At 71.0% G+C, this 20956-nt stretch carries 17 protein-coding genes; 10 read left to right on the forward strand and 7 right to left on the reverse strand.

The window, feature by feature from the left end:
- The first annotated feature begins 38 nt into the window (after window positions 1–38).
- Both pdxA and K318_RS19590 read left to right on the forward strand, forming a co-directional pair.
- Complete coding sequence (gene pdxA, locus K318_RS0105280) at window positions 39–1082, forward strand: 4-hydroxythreonine-4-phosphate dehydrogenase PdxA (protein ID WP_029088714.1); 1044 nt, start codon at window positions 39–41, stop codon at window positions 1080–1082.
- Between the two features lies 1 nt (window position 1083).
- Window positions 1084–1851: a DeoR/GlpR family DNA-binding transcription regulator gene (locus tag K318_RS19590; protein ID WP_035280710.1), complete on the forward strand. Its 768-nt coding sequence runs from the start codon at window positions 1084–1086 to the stop codon at window positions 1849–1851.
- A gap of 105 nt (window positions 1852–1956) precedes the next feature.
- On the opposite strand, the gene K318_RS0105290 is transcribed toward K318_RS19590, so the two are convergent.
- Window positions 1957–2319, reverse strand: a complete 363-nt coding sequence (locus K318_RS0105290; protein WP_029088715.1) for a DoxX family protein — start codon at window positions 2317–2319, stop codon at window positions 1957–1959.
- Complete coding sequence (locus K318_RS23495) at window positions 2316–2939, reverse strand: TetR/AcrR family transcriptional regulator (RefSeq protein ID WP_169721446.1); 624 nt, start codon at window positions 2937–2939, stop codon at window positions 2316–2318. Before K318_RS23495 ends, K318_RS0105290 begins: the two co-directional genes overlap by 4 nt.
- A gap of 351 nt (window positions 2940–3290) precedes the next feature.
- Here K318_RS23495 and K318_RS23500 point away from each other — a divergent pair, with 351 nt between their 5' ends.
- Complete coding sequence (locus K318_RS23500) at window positions 3291–6008, forward strand: HNH endonuclease (RefSeq protein ID WP_029088716.1); 2718 nt, start codon at window positions 3291–3293, stop codon at window positions 6006–6008.
- A gap of 155 nt (window positions 6009–6163) precedes the next feature.
- Here K318_RS23500 and K318_RS19605 read toward each other — a convergent pair whose 3' ends face one another.
- Window positions 6164–7345 (reverse strand): CaiB/BaiF CoA transferase family protein, encoded by a 1182-nt coding sequence (locus K318_RS19605; RefSeq protein WP_245579771.1) that lies wholly within the window; start codon window positions 7343–7345, stop codon window positions 6164–6166.
- Window positions 7342–9180 (reverse strand): acyl-CoA dehydrogenase family protein, encoded by a 1839-nt coding sequence (locus K318_RS19610; protein ID WP_084499745.1) that lies wholly within the window; start codon window positions 9178–9180, stop codon window positions 7342–7344. The genes K318_RS19605 and K318_RS19610 overlap by 4 nt, the downstream gene beginning before the upstream one ends.
- A gap of 113 nt (window positions 9181–9293) precedes the next feature.
- Between K318_RS19610 and K318_RS19615 the strand changes: the two genes are divergently transcribed.
- The 7 genes from K318_RS19615 (at window position 9294) to K318_RS0105345 (ending at window position 17575) form a co-directional block, all read left to right on the forward strand.
- Complete coding sequence (locus K318_RS19615) at window positions 9294–10178, forward strand: LysR family transcriptional regulator (protein WP_051297582.1); 885 nt, start codon at window positions 9294–9296, stop codon at window positions 10176–10178.
- Window positions 10179–10290: 112 nt separating this feature from the next.
- Window positions 10291–10923 (forward strand): PepSY domain-containing protein, encoded by a 633-nt coding sequence (locus K318_RS23505; RefSeq protein WP_051297583.1) that lies wholly within the window; start codon window positions 10291–10293, stop codon window positions 10921–10923.
- A gap of 125 nt (window positions 10924–11048) precedes the next feature.
- Window positions 11049–13121: an acetate--CoA ligase gene (acs, locus tag K318_RS0105325; protein WP_029088717.1), complete on the forward strand. Its 2073-nt coding sequence runs from the start codon at window positions 11049–11051 to the stop codon at window positions 13119–13121.
- Complete coding sequence (locus tag K318_RS19625) at window positions 13108–14487, forward strand: O-acetylhomoserine aminocarboxypropyltransferase/cysteine synthase family protein (RefSeq protein WP_051297584.1); 1380 nt, start codon at window positions 13108–13110, stop codon at window positions 14485–14487. The genes acs and K318_RS19625 overlap by 14 nt, the downstream gene beginning before the upstream one ends.
- Window positions 14484–14987 carry a CoA-binding protein gene (locus K318_RS0105335; RefSeq protein WP_029088718.1) on the forward strand — a complete coding sequence of 168 codons (504 nt, stop codon included), beginning with the start codon at window positions 14484–14486 and terminating at the stop codon, window positions 14985–14987. The genes K318_RS19625 and K318_RS0105335 overlap by 4 nt, the downstream gene beginning before the upstream one ends.
- 195 nt (window positions 14988–15182) lie before the next feature.
- Window positions 15183–16685: a peptide MFS transporter gene (locus K318_RS0105340; protein ID WP_051297585.1), complete on the forward strand. Its 1503-nt coding sequence runs from the start codon at window positions 15183–15185 to the stop codon at window positions 16683–16685.
- Between the two features lie 44 nt (window positions 16686–16729).
- Complete coding sequence (locus K318_RS0105345; protein ID WP_029088720.1) at window positions 16730–17575, forward strand: DNA-formamidopyrimidine glycosylase family protein; 846 nt, start codon at window positions 16730–16732, stop codon at window positions 17573–17575.
- A gap of 13 nt (window positions 17576–17588) precedes the next feature.
- Here K318_RS0105345 and K318_RS23510 read toward each other — a convergent pair whose 3' ends face one another.
- The 3 genes from K318_RS23510 to tpx all read right to left on the reverse strand — a co-directional run bounded on the left by K318_RS23510 (window position 17589) and on the right by tpx (window position 20889).
- A complete protein-coding gene (locus K318_RS23510; RefSeq protein ID WP_029088721.1) occupies window positions 17589–18983 on the reverse strand; it encodes a hypothetical protein in 1395 nt (464 codons plus the stop codon).
- 203 nt (window positions 18984–19186) lie between these two features.
- The gene (locus tag K318_RS0105355) at window positions 19187–20377 is read right to left on the reverse strand and encodes an SPFH domain-containing protein (protein WP_029088722.1); all 1191 of its coding nucleotides are present in this window, start codon (window positions 20375–20377) and stop codon (window positions 19187–19189) included.
- A 14-nt stretch (window positions 20378–20391) separates the two neighbouring features.
- Window positions 20392–20889: a thiol peroxidase gene (gene tpx, locus K318_RS0105360; RefSeq protein WP_029088723.1), complete on the reverse strand. Its 498-nt coding sequence runs from the start codon at window positions 20887–20889 to the stop codon at window positions 20392–20394.
- Window positions 20890–20956 lie beyond the last annotated feature (67 nt).

Below are 20956 nucleotides of genomic sequence, written 5' to 3' on the forward strand. Positions count from 1 at the left end.
CCCATCCGCCCCCCCCGAACAGCGAAGGAAGTCCCCTCATGACCGCTCCCGTCCTCGCACTCACGCCCGGCGACCCCGTGGGCATCGGCCCCGAGATCACCGCCGCCGTCCTCCACGAGCACTCCGGCGATGCCTCCGTCCGCGGCATCGCGGTGGCCGATGCCTCCGTCATGCGCCGGGCCGTCGAGGTGCTCGGCCTCGACGCCGAGGTGCGTGCCGTCTCCTCCTGGGACGTCCCCCACGCCGGTGAGGGCGTCATCGACGTCTTCGACATCGGCGTGCTCGGCGACACGGAGCTTGACTGGGGCGTCGTGGACGCCCGCGCCGGCCGCGCCGCCGTGAAATCCATCGAACTCGCGACGACCGCCGCGATGAACCGCGAGATCGCAGGCATCGTCACCGGCCCCATCAACAAGGAGGCCATCTGGAAGGCGGGTTCGGAGCACCTGGGCCACACGGAGATGCTGGGTGAGCTCACGGGCGTGACGAAGCAGGACACCATGTTCGTCGTCGAGCGCTCCCACGTGCCCGGTCACCACATGCACGTCTTCTTCGCCACCCGCCACATGTCGCTGCGGAAGGCTCTCGACGCGATCACGGTGGAGACGCAGGCCGATTCGATCCGCCGCGCCCACCGCGCCCTCGAGGTCTACGGCATCGCGAACCCGCGGCTGGCGACGGCCGCGATCAACCCCCACGGCGGTGAGAACGGGGCGTTCGGCGACGAGGAGATCGAGATCCTCCGCCCCGCCGTCGAGCAGGTGAACGCGGACGGCCTGGGCGTTGCCGGGCCCATCCCGGCGGACTCCGTGTTCCACCACGGGCTCATGGGCCGCTACGACGGCATCCTCTCCCAGTACCACGATCAGGGTCACATCGCGGCGAAGACCTTCGACTTCGACGGCACGATCTCCGTGACGGTGGGCCTGCCGATCCTGCGCACGAGCGTGGACCACGGGACCGCATTCGACATCGCGGGGCAGGGGAAGGCCGATCCGGGCACCATGCGCTCGGCGTTCCGGGCCGCGATCGGCTACGCGCCGTTCGTGGACGGCATCCGCGCGGAGTACCTCCCCCGCTGACATGGCGCGTCCGCACCGCTCGACCCTGGAACGCCGTGAGGCCCTGCTGCGGCTCGTGACCTCGGGCATCTCCAGGGTCGAGGAGCTCGGCAGCCGCCTGGAGGTCTCGCCCTCCACCGTGCGGAGGGACCTCGCCGCGCTCGAGGACTCGGGCCAGCTCTCCCGCACCTACGGCGGCGCGATCATGCCCGCGCCGTTCCGCGACCGCGCGCTGTCCGAGCGGGTCGCGGTGAACGCGGAGTCGAAGACCGGGATCGGGCTGGCCTCCGTGGGACTCGTCCACGCCGGCGCCACGATCTTCGTCGACGCGGGCTCGACGACCCTGGCCCTCGTGGACGCCCTCGACGGCGTCGAGGGCGTCACCGTCGTGACCCGCGGACTGGAGAACGCGATCACGCTCGTCGGCCGGCCGGGCATCAGCGTGCACGTGGTGGGCGGAGCGCTCACCCCGGCCTCGCACGGCACCACGGGCCCCCTGGCGCTGGAAGCGCTGGGCCGCTTCGCCTTCGATCTCGCCTTCCTCGGCTGCGATGCGGTCTCGCCCGCGCTCGGAGTGGGCGAGCCGACCCTCGAGGAGGCCTACGTCAAGGAGTTCGCAGCGACCCGGGCGCGGAGGACGGTGGTGCTCGCCGACGCCTCGAAGCTCTGCACCCGGGGCGTGGCCGCCTGGGCACCGCTCCCCCACGGCTGGACACTCGTGACGGACTGCCGCGAGGAGACGCTCCTCGCGCCGTTCGAACGACAGGGCGTGGACGTCATTCGGGCGTGAGCCGGAACTGCCTCTCGCTGCTGCGGCCCCACACCTCTTCATGGCCGCGCACTCCTGCAGCCTCATGCACACGCAGTCTCGCGCCGCTTCAGCCCCGGGGCCGCTTCAGCCCGCGAAGACCAGCACTACGGTCGTCGCGAGCGAGAGCGCAAGCATGCCGAGGCAGTTGAACCAGAAGGCCGTGCCCAGGAACCGGGCCCGCAGGTGTGCGGCCGCTGCGCACAGGAAGTAGACGACCGCCCCAGCCGCCGCCGCGAGGCCCACCCCGGGCACGGACAGGCCGGTGAGCAGCCCGGCCGCTCCCGCCAGCTTCACCACGATGAGCACCCACCACCAGTCCGCGGGGAAGCGCACACCCTCCAGACAGTCTCGGATGAAGCGCGGCGGCCGCAGGGACAGGATCGCGTCTCCGGCGAGCGCCGCGGTCAGGAGCAGGCTGAGCACGAGCCCCCACTGGTCAATCGTCATCGCTCTCCACCTCCCGCATGCTCTGGCTCCGCGGGCGCCGCGAACGCCTCGGCCGGATGACCGGCTTCGGGGGAATCACCGGGCTCGCCCTGGACCGCTCTCACCGCAGCGGCGACTTCGCCCTCGATCCCCGCGAACGGCAGCGCTCCGTGCGCAGCCGCGAACAGCGCACCGAGGTAGGCGAGGTAGACGGTGCGAGCGCCCCTGCGGACGCGTTCGGCATCGGAGGGTCCGGCGGCACGCCGCCGTAGGACCTCCTCGATCTCGGCTTCCAGCCGGGCGGAGAGTCCCTCGAATATGGCAGCGCGGGTACGGCCCCGCATGAGAACGGCGCCGTACTCCCGCGCGAGCGGAGGATCGGAGGTGAAGAGCTCCACGAACGGTCGAACGAGAGCGCAGACCTCGGTAGAGGCGGTTCCGCCTCTGCCGAGCGCACGCGACTCCGCCTCCTCGTGGATGCGCTGCACCTCGGCCTCGACCGTGAGCACGAGCAGCCGCTCCTTGTCCCCCACTGCCATAACCCGGCCTGCGCTCACCCCCGCCCGTGCAGCGATCCCGCGCACGGTGGCGGCGGTGAAGCCCTTCTCCGCAAAGAGCTCACCGGCAGCACGGAGGATCATCGCCTCGGTCCTGTCACGACGCGCCTCCCGCCCGAGCGGGACCGGAGCCGGATCCGATTCCGGAGGTGGATCCGACGCGGAGTTCGGACCGGCGCTCTCGACCGCACAGCGGTGCACGCCAGCTTCATGAACACGTTCACTGAACATGTTTACAGACTAGACTCGGCGCCTCGGAAGCGCAATGGCTCCGTCTGGCAGCCCGGAGCGGATGCCCCCGTTCACTCGACGATGCGCGGCAGCCAGGCCCTCCCACCGGCCACCACCGACCGCTCGAGCAAGTTGTGTCCGTGCCTCACGATAGATTCGAACCAGATGGATCTTTGAAGCCGCTCACTCGCCGTTGAGGAGGTGATGACGATGTCACAGAAGCAGTTCGCTCCGGGCAGTGCGCTCGCTCCCGCCCAGCTGCGTCCCTGGAGGGGCAGCCGGAGACACCACGAGCACAACTCGCAGCGGCACCGTGCCGCGGCACGCACGATGACCCTTCCCGCCTGCACGGACATCGAACCGGTCGAGATCGTGACCGCTGACGACCTCTGCGCGCACCTCGCCCGCGGCAGCAGCCTTTCCGCCTCCGGCGGGCCTTCTCGGCTGCCGGTCTTCCACCGCCAGCCCGGTGAACTGCCTGCCGGGGAGGGCTGGCAGATGCTCGAGCCCACCGCCTCTGCCCTGGAGACCGCGGCGACGGCGGAATCCCTCGATGTGCTGGAGATCTCCCGCAGCGTGCAGGAGACGGCCTACGCCCTCGACCGGTGCGAGGCTGCGCACCTCGTCGCACTGGCGGAGACGACCCTGGCCGCCATCGCCGCTGAGGACGGACCCGACACTCTCGAGGTCCTCCTGCGATCCCACGGGATGCACTCGGCGAGGGAGCTCATCAGCCGGCACCTCCCGCGGACCGTGGTGCGGGCGGTGCTGGTGGATGCGGATCTGACGAAGACCGGGGCCCACCGCCGGCTCGTCGATGCAGTGTTCGCCTATCTCGGCTTCTCCCGCTGCCTGGCTCTGGTTATCGAGGGCAGACTGAGCATGGCGAAGCTACGTGCCCTGCTCCGGGCGAGTGCGCTCCTGCAGCTCCACGATGCTCGCTGGCTCGGCCGCGACATCACAGGACGCGTCGAAGCAGAGAACAGCCGGAATGCCGAGGAGGTGAGCACCGACACTCCAGCCTCGGACTCCTTCGGCTCCCCCGATGCGATCCTTGCGGACACGAACGCATGCAACGCCGGTGAGGGCAGGAACACCGACAGTGACGGGTACGTCAGGGCGACGAGTGGGTTCTCCGTCCCGGACGACAGCGCAGGAGCGGCACATATCCGGGACCGGCATGGTCGGCTGCACGGGCCGGCCCTCCTCGCCGCTCCCCTGGAGACGTTCACGCAGCACGTGCGCGCGCAGGCGGCGCTCTGCGCTCCACCGGCGCCTCCGATGAAGACGGTGCACGACGCCCGCCGGGTCACCTACGAACGCGCTGATTCCGGGAGCGCCTTCCTCACCCTGGAAGGACCCATCACGACATTGGAGCCGTACTACCAGCGCCTGCAGGCGACCGCCCGGGCCGTGCGAGCCGGACGCCTCCAGCCGCTGGTGGGGACTGCGGACGATGCCATGGGGAGGGCAGATGTCCCTCATGCCGATTCCGATGCACGCGATGAAGCAGCTGCAGCTGTCCCGGTGGACGGGCGGACTCTCGATCAGCTCATGTTCGACCTCGCGGCTCTGGCCGCACCGGCGACGTATGTGCCCGTCGAGCTCCATGCTCCTGGATGCATACCCCACGCAGCCGCAGACCCCGCCGGGACGGGCGACTGCGCAGGGGATGCGACCAGCCGCGCAGGCACCGAAGGGCTCTCTCCGTCAGCCGGAGGGTCCACCAGTGCGGGGCGGCTGCCGTCCGTGGTGGAGAAACGTCGCATCCGGCTGAGCAACCCCGCCGGCGGTGCACCCCTGGACACCTTCGCTGTCGTTCACATCCCCCTCCAGGGCACACGCGTACGGGCCGGCACGATCACTGAGGATCATTCGCCCGTGATCGCGGATTCCCGCAGGAGACGCCTTGCGCCCCCACTGCCACACAGATCCGCGCCGTCGCACAGGTCCGCACTCGGATTCCAGGGGACAGCTCCGCCCGCATCCGGAACCGACGCGCATGCGCCGAGGGACATCCCCGACGCAGGTACCTCCACCGGAGAAGCCTTCGTGCCTGCTGCTACCCGCACCTCCATGCCTGCAGCTATGGGCACCTCCATGCCTGCAGCTATGGGTGCCTCCGTGCCTGCGGCTATGGCTGCAGGCGGCGCACAGGAGACGGTGTTCCCACCCCTGGTGCGTGTGCAGTGCCCGGCCGAAGGCGAGTGGCTCTCCCAGCAGGCCACCGTCATGGTCACGGTGCCCGTCCTGAGCCTCGTCGATGCGGCCGCTCACGTCCCCGCGGACCTCACCGGGGTCGGCCCCCTACCCGCAGATGCCGCCCGGCAGATCGTCTCGACCCAATCCGTCCTCTACCGCATCCTCACCGATCCGGCCACCGGCACCGTCCTCGACGAGACCGCACAGACCTACACGATCCCCGCGAACGTCCGCAGAACAGTGACCTCGAAGCACAGACAGTGTGCCGCACCCGGATGCACCCGGACCGCCCTGCGCTGCCAGACCGACCACATCGTCCCGTTCAACCATCTTCTGCCGGCCGCGGGAGGCCTGACGGTGCCGGAGAACCTCCAGCCCCTCTGCCAACCCTGCCACCAGCTCAAGACCCAGGGCATCCTCACCGTCACGAAGAGCGCGCAGGGTCTCAGTCAGTGGTCCGGACCTCTCGGACGCGAATCCGTCACCCTGACCGCACCGGACCCCTACGAGATCCAGGCCGCGGCACGGCTGCGCGAACTGCTGGCCGACACGGCAGAACGAAACCTCGCAGAGCGGAGCAACGCTGCCGCACGGAACAATGTCACATCTCAGAACAGTACTGAATCCCAGCGCAGTGCTGGCTCTCGGGGAAGCACTGGATCTCAAAGCGAAGTCGATCCACCGGCCGTGTGGGTGCAGGACGAGGCACCTCCGTTCTGAGGCAGCCCATCCTGAAGCCCGCTGGGGCTGCCCCTCCCGGCGCAGGCCTCTCCACGCAGCTGCCGCACTGCGTCGATCTGCCGCTCACCACACGTGCTCCTCCCTCCGCGAGTGCGATCTGCGCACTACGTCACCCAGAGGGAGGGGCTCAGCTCTCAGATGCTCGGATCGCCCCCCTGCCGCGGCGGAGGCATGCGGTATTCGGGCGGGGTCCGCGAGAGCCGCACGGGAGAGGCCACACCTCGGTAGCCTCCCTCCATCTCCACGATCATGCCCCTGTGCCGGGTGTGAGGATGCGCCACGACCTCGTCGACGGCGAGGATCGGACCGGCCGGCACGCCGGCGGCCATGAGGGTCTTCGCCAGGGGGTCCGCCGCATGCCCCGCGAACGCCGCCTCCAGTTCCGCCCGCAGCTCCGCCCGGTGCGCAGTCCGCTCCGGGTTGCCGCGGAACCGGGGATCGGCGGGCAGATCGGGCCGCTCGAGAACCTCGCACAGCCGCGCGAACTGCCCGTCGTTGCCGACCGCCAGGAACAGCTCCCCCTCACCCGTCCGGTAGGTCGAATAGGGGGCGATGTTCGGGTGGTCGTTGCCCGTGAGCTCCGGGCGCCGGCCCGTGCCGAAGTGATTGGGCAGATGCGGATGCATGACGGAGAGTGCGCAGTCGAAGAGCGCCGTCTCCACCCGCTGCCCGCGGCCGCCCGCGCTGCGCTCGTGGAGCGCCATGAGGATGCCGTTGGCCGCGTTGAGGCCGGTGACCATGTCCACCACGGGCATCCCGATGCGGACGGGACCGGATTCCGGTGTGCCGTTGACGGACATGAGCCCGGACATCGCCTGCGCGATCGCGTCGTAGCCCGGCAGACCGCCCAGCGGGCCGTCCTCGCCGAAACCCGTGATGGAGCAGTGGACCAGCTGCGGGAACCTCGCGGCCAGCACCTCCTCGGGATCCAGGCCCCAGCGGGTCAGGGAGCCCGGCTTGAAGTTCTCCACCAGCACGTCCGCCCCTTCGAGCAGCCCCAGGAGCGCTTCCCGACCCGCGTCCGTGCGCAGGTCCAGCGTCATGCTCGTCTTGTTGCGATTGGCCCCGGCGAAGTACCAGGACACGTCCTCGGACAGATACGGCGGACCCCAGGAGCGCGTCTCGTCACCGGCCGGCGGCTCCACCTTGATCACCGTCGCCCCGTGGTCGGCGAGGATCTGCGTGCAGTACGGCCCGCCGAGCACCCGCGAGAGGTCCACGACCGTGATCCCGTCCAGCGCTCCCCATCCCGAGGCCGCATGGCCTGCAGTCCCACCGTGGTCCCCGGCATCGCTCCCGTTCATCGTGGTGCTCACGCGTCCGCTCCTGTCTCCGCGCTCATCCGTTCGCCTGCGCGCGGGCTGCCGTTCCCAGCTTCCGAGAGCGCAGACTCCGGCAGCACCGCCCGCGCGTGCTCCCACACCGTCTCCCTGTCCACCGGCTCCCCCTCGATCAGCCTCCGCAGCAGCTCGGGATCGTCCTCGGACGGGGCGAAGGGATCCTGCGGGAGGACCCGGTGCTCGAGCACCAGCGTCGCGTACGCCACCCGCGTCCAGTCGCCGTTCGACTCCGCGATGCGCGCCCCCTCCCAGGCCAGGACCACGGCGGAGAGCACGTGATAGGTGGCAGAGGCGACCTGGCGCACCCGCCACTCGGCGCCGCCGTCCCCGTGCATCTCCAGTGCGTGCAGCGCATCGAGCACCAGCCTGTCGAGGTGCGAGCGCAGCCGGGGCGGCAATCCGGCCTCCCCGGCCTCGGCGAGCAGCCCCTGCAGGTGCCCGATGAGCGGCTTGAGCGCCCCCGCGCGATGCGCGGCGCGCACCACATCGAGGGCGACGATGTTCGACGTCCCCTCCCAGATCGACCCGAGCTGGGCGTCCCGGAAGACCCTGGCGTCTCCGAACTCCTCGATGTAGCCCACGCCCCCGCGCACCTCCATCGCGTCCGCGGTGACCTTGCGCGCGTCCCGGCACACGCGGAACTTCACGAGCGGGGTGAGGATGCGCAGGACCGCGGCGGCCTCGGCGTCGCCGCCATCCGCCCGGCCGAAGACCTCCGCGGTGTGCATGACGACGCTGAGCGCCTGCTCCGCGGTCACGCGCAGCTTCGCGAGCTGCCTGCGCTGCAGGGGCAGGTCGATGAGCGCGGTGCCGAAGGCCTCGCGGTTCCGGCACACGTGCCGGGCCTCCCCGAAGGCCCGGCGCATGAGACCGGCCGAGCGCACGCCGTTGGACAGCCGCGAGGCGTTGATCATGTCCGCCATCTGCTTGAAGCCCTGCCCGATGTCGCCCACGAGGTGAGCGGTGGCGCCGTCGAGGTCGATCTCCCCGCTGGGCATCGACCGGGTGCCGAGCTTGTCCTTGAGCCGGACGATCCGCATGCGGTTGGGACTGCCGTCGGGCAGGTGCCGCGGGAGCAGGAAGAGGCCGATGCCCCTGATCCCGGCCGCAGCCCCCTCCGGCCGGGCGAGCACCATCGCGAGTTCGGCGTCGACGTTGGAGCAGAACCACTTCTGCCCGGTCAGCGCCCAGGTGCCGTCGCCGTTGTCGCGCGCCGTCGTCGCGGTCCGCCCCACGTCCGAACCGGCGTCCTGCTCCGTCATGAACATCGCACCCTGGGTGAGCTCATCGACGTCCATGCTGGTGAGACCCGGCAGATAGCGGTCGAGAAGCTCCTGTGAGCCGAATCGCCGCAGCGTGCGGGCGAGGGCATCGGTCATGCTCACGGGGCATTCGAGACCGAACTCCGCCTGGGCGAAGAGGTAGAAGAGGAGATACTTGGCCACCGGCGGCAGGGGCTCGTGCCAGCCCAGGGCACCCGGCCGGTGACTGGCCGCGGCCATGCCCAGCTCCCCGAACGCCACCTCCTGCAGGCGCCGGTAGGCAGGGTGCACGCGGACGGACTGCCGGTCGAGGCCCGTGCGCGTCCGGTGCTCGAGAACGGGAGGGTTCCGGTCAGCCTCGCCGGCGAGCGCGTCGAGCTCCCCGCCCAGACGGGGCCCGAGGTCTGCGAGCACCGGCCGCAGGTGCGCGAGCAGCACGGGCTCCAGATAGAGGGGCAGCAGGCTCGCGAGGGATTCGTCATCCGCGATCCGGTCGATGCCGAAGCTGTCCGGCACGGCCGTCTCGGATCGGCTCATCGTGGACGTCATCTGATCTCCTTCGATCTCCGCGGAACTCCGCTGAGGCGTGACGCCCACGAGCCTAGGCACGCGCACTGCATAGGTTCAAGTAATCATTGCTTCTGCAGATATAGTCAAAGTCTATGAAACCCCCGTCGCTGCGCCGCCTCCGCTATTTCGCCGTGCTGGCCGAGCACCTGCACTTCGCCCGCGCCGCCGAGGCGCTGGGCATCTCCCAGCCCGCGCTCAGTGCGGAGATCCGCAAGCTGGAGGCGGAGACGGGCATGGCGCTCTTCACCCGCAGTCCGGCGACGGCGCTCACGCGCGAGGGCGTCCTGCTGCTCCGGGACGCCCGTGCGACACTGGCCGCAGCGCATCGCTTCTCCGAACGCGCCGGCGACCTCGCCGCGGGCGCGGCCGGCTCCCTCACCATCGGCACGGTCCAGTCCTTCTGCTACCGGGGCGTGCCCGAGGCGGTGGGCCGGCTGGCCGCGGAGCGCCCGGAGCTGCGCGTGCGGACCCTCGAACTCCCGACCGCGGCACAGCGCGACCTCCTGCGCAGCGGGGAGATCGACCTCGCCTGCGGGCACATGCCGATCGGCGATGCCGGCATCGTCACGACCGCCGCGCTCGCCGAGCCCTTCGTCCTCTGCGTGCCCGCGTCCTCGTCCGCGCACAGCCTCGCCGAGGCCGCGGCGCTCCCGTGCATCACCTTCCGGCGCGAAGCCTCACCCCACTACCGCGACCGCGTGCTCTCGCTCTGGACGGCCGCGGGCCTGGAGCCGGACATCCGCCACGAGACCTCGACCTGGGAGAGCGCGATCGAGCTCACCGCGCACGGGCTCGGCTCAGCCGTCGTGCCCCGCAGCGTGGCGCGGCGCCATGCTCGGGACGCACGGATCCGCACCCTCGCGCTCACCGGCGCCTCCGCCGCCTCGGAGGCCTGGGTGAGCCGGCGCGAGGATGATTCCACCGTCGTCGCAGAGGTCGCCGCCGTGCTCCTCGGCGCGCTCCGGGCCTCCCGCTGATCCCCTTCTGCCCGGCTCGCATGCCGGCAGCCCGCCTGTGCGGAGCACCTCATGAGGATCTCCTCATCCGCACTTCACTCCATTCTCATACCCGGCTCGCTAGTCTCGGGGCATGAAGAGGCACAGCATCCGCATCCCCGTCCTGGCCCTCCCCGCCGCCGCCCTCCTCGCCCTCGCCGGCTGCGGTTCCGGAGGCGGTGAGGCCGCCCCCGCGGAGGAGACGTCCGCACAGACCCAGCAGACCCGGGAGGAGGGCTCGGACGAGGCCTCCTCCCCCGCCGCCGAGCAGAGCGGCACCTCCTCCGCCCGCGGAGGAGAGCTCGACGCCGCACTCGCGGCGATCGCGACCGCCGAGGCCGAGGCCGGCGGCACCGCCTTCGACGTCGACTTCGAAGAGGCGGAGACGGACGACGACGATGACGACGATGTGCGCGAGGCGCACTGGAGCGTGGGCGTCATGGACGGCGACCGGGAGCAGGAGGTGCGCGTGTCCGCCGACGGCGCTGAGGTGCTCGGCACCGAGGAGGACGATGTCGACGGCGATGACCGGCGTGAGCGGGAGGCCGCCTCGGTCGCCCTCGCGGATGCGCTCGAGACCGCGCTCGGCGACACGCCGGGCCTCCTCGACGACGCCTCCCTCGACGACGACGGCGGCACCCTCCACTGGGAGGTCGGCGTCTACCCCGAGGGCGAGGACCGCAGCACGGACGTCCGCGTCGATGCGGAGTCCGGCGAGGTGCTCTGACCCTCGTCCCGACCGCGCCGGGGCTGCCGTGATATCCGTCACGGCAGGCCCGGATATGACGCATCGCGCGCCGGTTTGTGACGGTCGCCGCCCCTCCCACGGCCCGTACGCGGTTGCATAGGAGCATGACCGCTTCGACCACGCGCACGCCTCCAGCCGACCAAGCGCCCCCGATCGAGGACGAGGCCGCCCGCATCGCGTTCTGGGAGCGCCAGGCCGGCCGCCTCGACTGGGCCTCCCCCTGGCACACCGCCCACACCTTCGAACGGCCGCGCCTGCTCGAGGCGGGCGGGCCGGAGGATGAGCCCCGGTACACCGTCCCCCGCATCGAGTGGTTCACGGGCGGGCGGCTCAACGCCGCGCACAACTGCGTGGACCGCCATGTCGAGGCGGGCTTCGGCGCCAAGCCCGCCCTCCTCTTCGAGGGCGAGCCCGGCGACCGCCGGACGCTCACCTACGCGGACCTGCAGGCCGAGGTCTCCCGCGCCGCGAACGCACTCGCCGCCCTCGGCATCGGGCCCGGCGACCGGGTGGTGATCTACCTCCCCGTCATCCCGGAGACCGTGGTCATCACACTGGCCTGCGCCCGCATCGGCGCGGTCCACTCCCTCGTCTTCGGCGGCTTCAGCTCCGAGGCGCTGCGCTTCCGCGTCGAGGACACCGGCGCCAAGCTCCTCGTCACCTCCGACGGCCAGTTCCGCCGCGGCCGGGCCGTCGCGGTCAAGGAGAACGCGGACGCCGCCGTCGCCGGCGAGAACGCGATCGAGCACGTCCTCGTCGTCCGCCGCACGGGCGATGCGATCCCGTGGACTCCGGGCCGCGACGTGTGGTGGCACGAGGCCGTGGACCGAGCCTCGGCGGTGCACGAGGCCCGTCCCTTCGACGCCGAGCACCCCCTGTTCGTCATCTACACCTCCGGCACCACGGGACGGCCCAAGGGACTCGTGCACACCACCGGCGGCTACCTCGTGCAGACCGCCTACACGCACGCCCTCCTCTTCGACCTCGTCGAGCACGAGGACGATGCGGTCAACGACCCCGCCCGGGTCGCGGACGCCGTCCACTGGTGCACCGCCGATCTCGCCTGGGTCACCGCGCACACCTATGAGATCTACGGGCCTCTGCTCAACGGCGTCACGCAGGTGATCTACGAGGGCACCCCGCAGACGCCCCATCCGGGCCGGCACTTCGAGATCATCGAACGCTATGGGGTGACGACCTACTACACCGCCCCCACCCTCGTGCGTTCGCACATGGGCGCCTTCGGCTCGCGGCCGGCGCCCGGGCAGCGCCCCGCAGACCGCTGGGACCTCGGCTCGATCAGGCTCGTGGGAACGGTGGGCGAATCGGTGAACCCCGAGGCCTGGGAATGGCTGCGCCGCGAGGTCGGAGCGGGCACCGCCCCCGTCATCGACACGTGGTGGCAGTCCGAGACCGGCGCGTGCGTCATGTCCCCGCGCCCCCAGGACCCGTGCTGGGACTCCGGCTCCGGTGACGCCGCGCCCAAGCCCGGCTGCGCCACCCGGGCACTGCCGGGGCTGAGCACGGCCGTCGTGGACGCCGGCGGCTCCCCCACCCCGGACGGTGAGCAGGGGCTCCTCGTCGTCGACGGCATCGGACCGTCTGCCGCACGAACGGTGTGGGGCGACCCGCAGCGCTTCCTCGACTCGTACTGGCGGCAGTTCGGCGAGCGCGGCTGGTTCCTCTCCGGCGACGGCGCCCGCCGGGACGCGGACGGCGACATCACGGTGCTCGGGCGCGTCGACGACGTCATCAACGTCTCCGGCCACCGGCTGTCCACCATCGAGATCGAGTCCGCGCTCGTCTCCCACCCGCACGTGATCGAGGCCGGCACCGCCCCCACCGCCGACCCCCTCACGGGGCACGCCGTCCTCGCCTTCGTCGTGCTCACCGCCGAGGCTGCGGAGCTCGACGCAGACGCGCTCGCGGCCGAGCTGCGCGCGCACGTGGCGGAGCGGATCGGGCCCATCGCCAAGCCCAAGCACGTCATCGCCGTGCCCGAGGTGCCCAAGACCCGCTCCGGCAAGATCATGAGACGCCTCCTCACTCAGCTGTTCGAGCACACTACGCTCGGGGACATCACATCCCTGCAGAACGCGCACGCCGTGGCGCAGATCGCCGGGATCACAGGCCATCCCTCCGCGGAAGGAAGAGAGACCGCACATGTCCGACCATGAGTTCGGGTTCCGCACCAGGGCCCTGCACGCCGGGGCCGTCCCCGATGCCGTGCACGGCGCCCGGGCGGTGCCGATCTACCAGTCCACGTCCTTCGTGTTCAAGGACGCCGATGATGCGGCGAACCTCTTCGCCCTGCAGAAGTACGGCAACATCTACTCGCGCATCGGCAATCCCACCGTCGCGGCGTTCGAGGAGCGCATCGCGAGCCTCGAGGGAGGGATCGGGGCCGTCGCCACCGCCTCGGGCATGTCCGCCGAGTTCATCGTCTTCGCCGCGCTCGCCCAGGCCGGCGACCACATCGTCGCCTCCTCGCAGCTCTACGGCGGCACCGTCACCCAGCTGGACGTGACCCTGCGCCGCTTCGGAATCGAGACCACCTTCGTCGAGGGCACGGACCCGGCCGACTACCGGGCGGCCCTGCGCCCGGAGACCAAGGCCGTCTACACCGAGCTCATCGCCAATCCCTCCTCCGAGATCGCGGACCTGGAGGGCCTCGCCGAGGTCGCGCACGCCGCCGGCATCCCGCTCGTCGTCGATGCGACGCTCAACACCCCCTACCTGTGCCGCCCCATCGCACACGGGGCCGACATCGTCATCCACTCCGCGACCAAGTTCCTGGGCGGACACGGGACGACCCTGGGCGGCGTGGTCGTGGAGTCCGGCACCTTCGACTGGGGCAACGGGAACTTCCCGCTCATGACCGAACCGGTGCCGAGCTACAACGGCCTCTCCTGGTGGGACAACTTCGGGGAGTACGGCTTCCTCACCCGCCTGCGCTCGGAGCAGCTGCGCGACATCGGCCCCTCCCTCCAGCCGCAGGCCGCATGGCAGCTCATCCAGGGCGTCGAGACGCTGGCCCAGCGCGTCGACGAGCACGTCGCGAACGCCCGGGCCGTCGCCGAATGGCTCGAGGCGGACCCGCGCATCTCCTATGTGAACTACTCGGGCCTGCCCACGCACCACCACTACGCACGCGCGCAGAAGTACCTGCCGGGCGGTCCGGGCTCCGTCTTCTCCTTCGGCGTCGCAGGGACCGCGGACAAGGACGGCCGCACCGTGGGCGCCGAATTCATCGAGGGCCTCCAGCTCGCCTCGCACCTGGCCAACATCGGCGATGCGCGCACGCTCGTGCTCCATCCGGCCTCCACGACGCACCAGCAGCTCACGGGCGAACAGCTCGCCGCCGGCGGCGTGGGACCCGACCTCATCCGCATCTCCGTGGGCCTCGAGGACCTCGCGGACATCCTGTGGGACCTCGACCGGTCGCTCACCGCGGCCACCGGGATCACGCACACGGGGGCGGCGTCCGCACAGGAGGATCCGCGAGCGCTCGCGGCCGCAGGAGCAGAAGGCGAGACACGATGACACAGCAGGCAGACACCGCACGGACCTGGGCCGGGCCCACGGCGGCACAGCGGCTGGACATCCTCCGGCGCGCGCAGTCCATCGCGATCGTGGGGGCTTCGGCGAAGCCCTCCCGCGCCTCGAACTTCGTGGCCACCTACCTCCTCTCCTCCTCGCCCTACCGCGTGCACTTCGTCAACCCGCGGGAGACGGAGATCCTGGGCCGCCCCGTGCACGCCTCGCTCGACGAGCTGCCCGAGGTCCCGGACATCGTCGATGCGTTCCGCCGCGACGAGGACCTCCCCGAGGTCGCCCGCGAGGCGGTCCGGATCGGCGCGAAGACGCTGTGGCTGCAGCTGGGCTCCTGGAACGAGGAGGCCGCGGCCATCGCCGAGGCCGGCGGGCTCGAGGTCGTCATGGACCGGTGCCTGAAGATCGAGCACGCCCGCTTCCACGGCGGCCTCAACCTCGCCGGCTTCAACACCGGGGTGATCTCGGCGAAGCGGCAGGAGCTCGCCTGAAAGGCGGCCGAGAGGGCGAGCGCCGCTGAGGGGGTCGCGTCATCCGTCTCCGGGACGGGTGACGTGACCCTTCTCTCTTTCCCCGGCCCGGCGGCTCCCGAGGCCCCGGAATCTCAGCATGCAGGACTACCCTGGCTCGCTGTGCCGCGTCCGGGGCCGTCCCGGGCGCGCCGTGTCGAGAGAAGGTAACCCCAGATGGCGACCGCCCCAGGACAGACCGCGCAGCCCGCAGGGCCTGCAGCACCGCAGGTCGAGGACTACACGCACGACCGGAGGTTCTTCGGCCACCCCCTCCCGCTGGCCCAGCTCTTCGGACTCGAGATGTGGGAGCGGTTCTCCTACTACGGCATGACGGGCATCCTCGCCCTCTACCTCTACTTCAGCGTGAGCGAGGGCGGGGTGGGCCTCGCTCAGCCCACCGCGCTCGCGATCGTCGGCGCCTACGGCGGCGCCGTCTTCCTCGCGACCATCCTGGGCTCCTGGGTCGCCGACAGGCTCCTCGGCTCCGAGACCGTGCTCTTCTGGTCCGCCGTGACGATCATGGCCGGGCACATCGCGCTGGCCCTGCTGCCGGGCCTCGCCGGTGTCGCGGTGGGCCTCGTGCTCGTGGCACTCGGCTCGGGCGGACTCAAGGCCACGGCCTCCGCCGTCGTCGGCAGCCTGTACACGGAGCAGGACACCCGGCGCGAGGCAGGCTTCTCGATCTTCTACATGGGCGTGAACATCGGCGCCCTGCTGGGCCCACTGCTGACCGGCTGGCTGCAGTCCTCCATCGGCTTCCACATCGCCTTCGGCACGGCCGCAGCCGGCATGGCGATCGGCCTCCTCATCTACCTCACGGGCAGGAAGGGCCTGCCCGCCTCCGCGGGCTTCGCCGTCAACCCGCTTCCCCGCAGGCGGCTGTGGGTGCTGCCCGCCGCGCTCTTCGGCGTCATCGCCGTCGTCACGGCGCTCTGGACCTCCGGCCTCATGAATGGGGGCAACCTCGCCACCTGGACCGCGTGCGTCTCCGCGGGTGCCGCCGTGGCGTACTTCGCCGTCCTCCTCACCTCACGGCAGACGACGCCGGTGGAGAAGTCCCGCACTCTCTCCTTCATCCCGTACTTCATCGCCTCGGCCGGCTTCTGGTCCCTCTACCAGCAGATCTTCAACGTCATGACGGCGTATTCGGACACGCAGATGAACCGCGTGATCCTGGGCTGGGAGTTCCCCATCAACTGGATCCAGCTCATCCCGCCGATCTTCGTCATCGCGCTGGCCCCAATCGCCTCGGCGCTGTGGCTGAAGCTGGGCGACCGCCAGCCCAGCTCCTATGTCAAGGCCGGCCTCGCGCTCGCGATCATCGGTGCGGCCTACCTGCTGTTCCTGCCCTATGCGCAGGCCGGGGAGCACTCCACGCCGCTGCTCTGGATCGTGCTCATCATGGCGCTCTTCGTCGTGGCCGAACTGCTCATCTCCCCCATCGGCCTGTCACTGTCCACGCGGCTGGCGCCCAAGGTCTTCACCTCGCAGATGATCGCGCTGTTCTACCTGTCCTCGGGTGTGGGCACCGCGCTCTCCGGCGTGTTCTCGACGTACTACCGTGCGGATGCGCAGGCCCCGTACTGGACCACTCTGGGACTGTCCTCGATCGCGCTCGGAGTTCTCGTCCTGCTCCTGGCCCGGCCCTTCACCCGCCTCATGCGCGGAGTGCGCTGACCGGCGCCCTTCCCTGCCGGGCGCGCCCGACGCATACTTGACGCATGCCGGAGCTGCCCGAGATCGAAGCCCTCGCCGCGTTCCTCCGCGAGCGCATCACCGGCGATGCCATCGCCGGGATGCAGCTCGCGGAGCTCAGCCTCCTCAAGACCGTCGATCCACCGCTCGAGGCGCTGCTCGGCCTCGAGCTCACCGGGGCCTCGCGCGCGGGCAAGGCCCTCGTGATCGAGGCCGACGGCCTCTCCCTCGTGTGCCGCTTCGCCCGCGCCGGCTGGCTCGCCTGGCACGCGCAGATGCCCGCGGCACCCGTGCGGATGGGCAGGGGGCCCTTGGGTCTGCGGGTGGCACTCGCCTCGGGTGCGGGCTTCGATGTGCGGGAGGCGGGAACGCGGAAGAACGCCTCGGTCGCGCTCGTGAGGCAGCTCGCCGAGGTGCCGGCGCTCGCGCAGGCGGGCCCCGATGCGCTCGCGCTCTCGTCGGCGGACTTCGCCGCTGCGCTCGCGGGCACCCGCTCGCGGATCAAGACGGTCCTCGAGGACCAGCGGGTGCTCGCGGGCATCGGGAACGCGTGGTCCGACGAGATCCTGCACCGTGCGGGCCTCTCCCCCTTCGCGCCCGCGGACGGGGTGGACGCCGAGTCCCTCCACGCCGTCATGCGGGCCGTGCTCACTCAGGCCTGTGAGGCACTCGTCGGCCTGCCGCCGGACAAGATCAAGGCGGCGAAGAAGAGGCTGCTGCGCGTCCACGGCCGGACCGGCTCGCCCTGCCCCGTCTGCGGGACCCAGGTCGCCGAGGTCGCCTTCGCCGAGCGGTCCCTCCAGTACTGCTCCGGCTGCCAGACCGGCGGGCGGAAGCTCAGCGACCGGCGGATGGACCGCCTGCTGCGCTGAGCCTCCGCCGGGCTCAGAGGCGCCTGCGCACCCGGCTGACCGCGACGGCCGCGCCGCCCACGACCAGCAGTGCCGCCGCGACACCCAGCGGTGCGGCGAGCTCGCTGCCGGTGCGCGGGAGGGTGCCGGGATGCGCACGCGGCGACGGAGCGGCCTCCGGCTCCCCGCCCGCGGAGGGTTCCTTCGGGGCTCCGGTCTGCTCACTGCCAGGAGTCTCTTCTCCCGGTTCCCCGCCGGGAGTCTTCCCGCCCGGCTCCTCGCTGGGTTCTTCCCCCGGCTCGGTGGGTCGCGGAGCGCCCTCGTGCTCGATCTCGTAGAGGTCCCCGTCATCGACGGAGAAGACAGGGACGGTCTCGCCCATCACTTCGGTGGACAGGAGGTGCTGTCCCATCACGGCATCGGGCCGGGAGACCACCTCGGCCAGCGTCGCGGTCTCCGGGACCTCGACGTCCTCGGCGTCCTCGGCGGCCGCTGCGGTCCCGGAGGTGTCCGCGGCATCGGCGCCCGCAGCTTCGGCCGCGGCCCTGAGCTGGGTGACCGTCTCCGCGAGCGCCTCGGTCGCGGCCGATTCCCCGTCCAGCCCGAACTTCTCCGCCTGCTCCCCGACCCACTCCTCGTCCTCCCAGTCCTCCTCGTCCCAGTCCTCCCAGGTGAAGACGACGGCGTCCATGGGCGTCTCCGGCGCGAGGACGCCGCTGAGGCTCCCGCCCCCGACCTGTGCGGGGACCGGCTCGCCCGAGAGCACCCAGAAGATGTCTGCGTCCTCGGTGGACTCGAACACGATGGTCTCGTGACTCACCTGGTCGAGCGGCGCCAGCTCCGTGGGATGGAGCGTGCCGGAGAGGCTCAGCCCGGAGGCCGCGACCTCCGCATCGCGCACGGTCGTGGCCGTGGAGGGGGTCCACTCCGCTCCGTCGTACCAGCCCACATCCGCGAACGTGCCCGAGACCTCGGCCTCGCCCACGCGCACGGTGATCTGCGCGCCGTCGGTCAGCGGTGCGTCGAGGTAGGCCGAGAGCCAGATGTCGGTGGGCTCACCCCGGGTGAAGAACGCCTCGTCCAGCTCCTCGGCCTCCTCGTCCGTGAGGTCCGCGAGGTGGCAGGATGCGCAGAGGTCGAGAGCGCGGTGGTTCGCGGGCTCCGCGGTCCGCAGCACCTCACGGCCGTCCACCGTGACCGTCACCGCGTCCGCGGGGGTCATCGCGGAGACCATGACCTCGATGCTGTCGGGGGCGCCGGTGTAGTGGGCGTCCCCGGGGATCGCGTCGAAGAACTCGATCCGCTCAGCGGCGGCGGCCGGCAGCGTCGCGAGGGCGGGGACGGTTCCCAGCAGCACCGCGGCGGACAGCGCGATGCCGCGCGCGGACAGGGAGTAGCCGCGTGCGGGCAGGGAGGAGCCAGGGGTCATGGGACGGGCCTTTCGGGAAGCGGTGCGCGCTCATCCGTGAGCCGCTGACCGCGGGAGACCATGGTGATGGGCCGGGGCCCTTGCCCCGGCATGCCGATCATAGTACGAAAGCTGCCCCTGCACAGACAGCCGCAGCCGCGTCCTACTGACAGGACGCGGCTGCGGAGGAGCCGGCTGTGAGCGCGCCGCCTCGGGAATCCGAGTCAGGGCTGGTGCGGCGGCGGCTGCGGGACGCCGCCCTGGCCGCCCTGCTGCTGTCCGCCCTGGTTCTGTGCCCACTGCTGGGCGCGGGCGGCGAGGTCCGCGGCCCGCTGGGCGACGCCCTGGCCGCTCTGCGCGGCGTTCGCGGCCGCGCGCCGGCTGCGCTCCTCGGCCAGGCGCCGGTCCTGCTCCGCCTTGTGCTCGGCCTCGCGCCGCTGACGCCGGGACTCCTGTTCGGCGGCGGCGCGCTGATCGAGCTGCGCGTTCGCCGTGCCCTGCTCGTTCGCCTGTGCGGAGAACAGGGAGTTGCGCACCTCGGCGGCCATGTCACCCAGGCCTCCGGGATTGGAGGGCATGAAGAGGACGTTCGAGCGCCCTGAGCGCGAGACCTCCTGCATCGTGTCGAAGTACTGGGTCATCATGAGCAGCTGCTCGGCCGATTCGCTGATGCCGACCTCGCGCAGGCGCTCGTACTGCTCCGCGATGCCGTCGGCGATCGCCTTGCGCTGAGCAGCGACGCCCTCACCGTGCAGACGCATGGCCTCGGCATCGGCCTCGGCCTGCGTGACGCGCTTGATCTTGTCCGCCTCGGCCAGGGACTGCGCGGCCACGCGATCGCGCTGTGCGGCGTTGATCGAGTTCATGGAATCGCGTACGCGGGCGTCCGGCGAGATGTCCGTGACGAGGGTGTTGACGATCCGGAAGCCGTAGGCGGCCATCGACTGCGAGAGTCGCTGCTCGACATTGTGCGCGATGTCGTCCTTCGACTCGAACGCGGAGTCGAGGGTGAGCGAGGACAGCGCCGAACGCACCGTGTCGAACACATAGGAGCGGATCTGCTCCTCCGGGTTCGCCAGGCGGTAGTACGCGTCGACGACGCTGTCCTCGTTGACGACGTACTGCACGGCGACGGGGACGTTGACGAAGACGTTGTCCTTGGTCTTCGACTCGATGTCGACCCCCAGCTGCTGCACGCGCAGGGAGATGGGCCGCGTCGTGGTCTCGATGAACGGGGCCTTCGTGTTGAGCCCCGGGCGCGCGACCTTCTTGAACTTGCCGAACCTCTCGACGATGACGTTCTCCTGCGTCTTCACCGTGAAGAAGACCGAGGTGCGCAGACCGCTGAAGAGGAGGACGGCGACCACGAGCAGGACGACGACGAGGCCGATGCCCAGGCCGAAGACGGCTTCCATGAGGCGTGCTCCTCTCAGCTCAGCGCGGCGACAGCGGCGTCGTAGTCGGGCTCCTGGGTGATCTCCGGGACCAGCTGGGTGTGGAGGACGGTGCCCTCGGCATCGAGGACGATCACCGCACGGCCGAGCAGGCCTGCCATGGGACCGTCCGCCAGCTGGATGCCGTAGTCGGTGCCGAAGTCCGAGCGGAAGGCGGAGCCGGTGACCACGGCATCGAGCCCCTCGGCCCCGCAGAACCGGGCCTGGGCGAACGGCAGGTCCTTCGAGGCGCACACCACCACGGTGTTCTCGAGGGAAGAGGCGAGCTCGTTGAACTTCCGCACGCTTGCGGCGCACACGCCGGTGTCGACGCTGGGGAAGATGTTGAGCACGATGCGCCTGCCCGCGAAGTCGGCGCTCGTGACATCGGAGAGGTCCTGTCCCGTGAGGGTGAAGGCCGGGGCCTTCTCCCCCTCTGCCGGGAGCGTGCCTGCGGTCTGGACGGGGGATCCCTTGAGTGCGGTTTCAGCCATGTCCTCATCCTTGTGCATCACCCGGCCGCAGGGCAAGGGCAGTCCCCTTAGGCATGCCTAAGCCGAT

Source organism: Brevibacterium album DSM 18261 (genome assembly GCF_000426445.1).
In the GTDB taxonomy this organism is placed as follows: domain Bacteria; phylum Actinomycetota; class Actinomycetes; order Actinomycetales; family Brevibacteriaceae; genus Brevibacterium; species Brevibacterium album.

Coding starts and splice junctions, on each gene's coding strand:
- pdxA (WP_029088714.1), top strand. CDS start 39: ATGACCGCTCCCGTCCTCGCACTCACGCCCGGCGACCCCGTGGGCATC.
- K318_RS19590 (WP_035280710.1), top strand. CDS start 1,084: ATGGCGCGTCCGCACCGCTCGACCCTGGAACGCCGTGAGGCCCTGCTG.
- K318_RS0105290 (WP_029088715.1), bottom strand. CDS start 2,319: ATGACGATTGACCAGTGGGGGCTCGTGCTCAGCCTGCTCCTGACCGCG.
- K318_RS23495 (WP_169721446.1), bottom strand. CDS start 2,939: ATGATCCTCCGTGCTGCCGGTGAGCTCTTTGCGGAGAAGGGCTTCACC.
- K318_RS23500 (WP_029088716.1), top strand. CDS start 3,291: ATGACGATGTCACAGAAGCAGTTCGCTCCGGGCAGTGCGCTCGCTCCC.
- K318_RS19610 (WP_084499745.1), bottom strand. CDS start 9,180: ATGACGTCCACGATGAGCCGATCCGAGACGGCCGTGCCGGACAGCTTC.
- K318_RS19615 (WP_051297582.1), top strand. CDS start 9,294: ATGAAACCCCCGTCGCTGCGCCGCCTCCGCTATTTCGCCGTGCTGGCC.
- K318_RS23505 (WP_051297583.1), top strand. CDS start 10,291: ATGAAGAGGCACAGCATCCGCATCCCCGTCCTGGCCCTCCCCGCCGCC.
- acs (WP_029088717.1), top strand. CDS start 11,049: ATGACCGCTTCGACCACGCGCACGCCTCCAGCCGACCAAGCGCCCCCG.
- K318_RS19625 (WP_051297584.1), top strand. CDS start 13,108: ATGTCCGACCATGAGTTCGGGTTCCGCACCAGGGCCCTGCACGCCGGG.
- K318_RS0105335 (WP_029088718.1), top strand. CDS start 14,484: ATGACACAGCAGGCAGACACCGCACGGACCTGGGCCGGGCCCACGGCG.
- K318_RS0105340 (WP_051297585.1), top strand. CDS start 15,183: ATGGCGACCGCCCCAGGACAGACCGCGCAGCCCGCAGGGCCTGCAGCA.
- K318_RS0105345 (WP_029088720.1), top strand. CDS start 16,730: ATGCCGGAGCTGCCCGAGATCGAAGCCCTCGCCGCGTTCCTCCGCGAG.
- K318_RS23510 (WP_029088721.1), bottom strand. CDS start 18,983: ATGACCCCTGGCTCCTCCCTGCCCGCACGCGGCTACTCCCTGTCCGCG.
- K318_RS0105355 (WP_029088722.1), bottom strand. CDS start 20,377: ATGGAAGCCGTCTTCGGCCTGGGCATCGGCCTCGTCGTCGTCCTGCTC.
- tpx (WP_029088723.1), bottom strand. CDS start 20,889: ATGGCTGAAACCGCACTCAAGGGATCCCCCGTCCAGACCGCAGGCACG.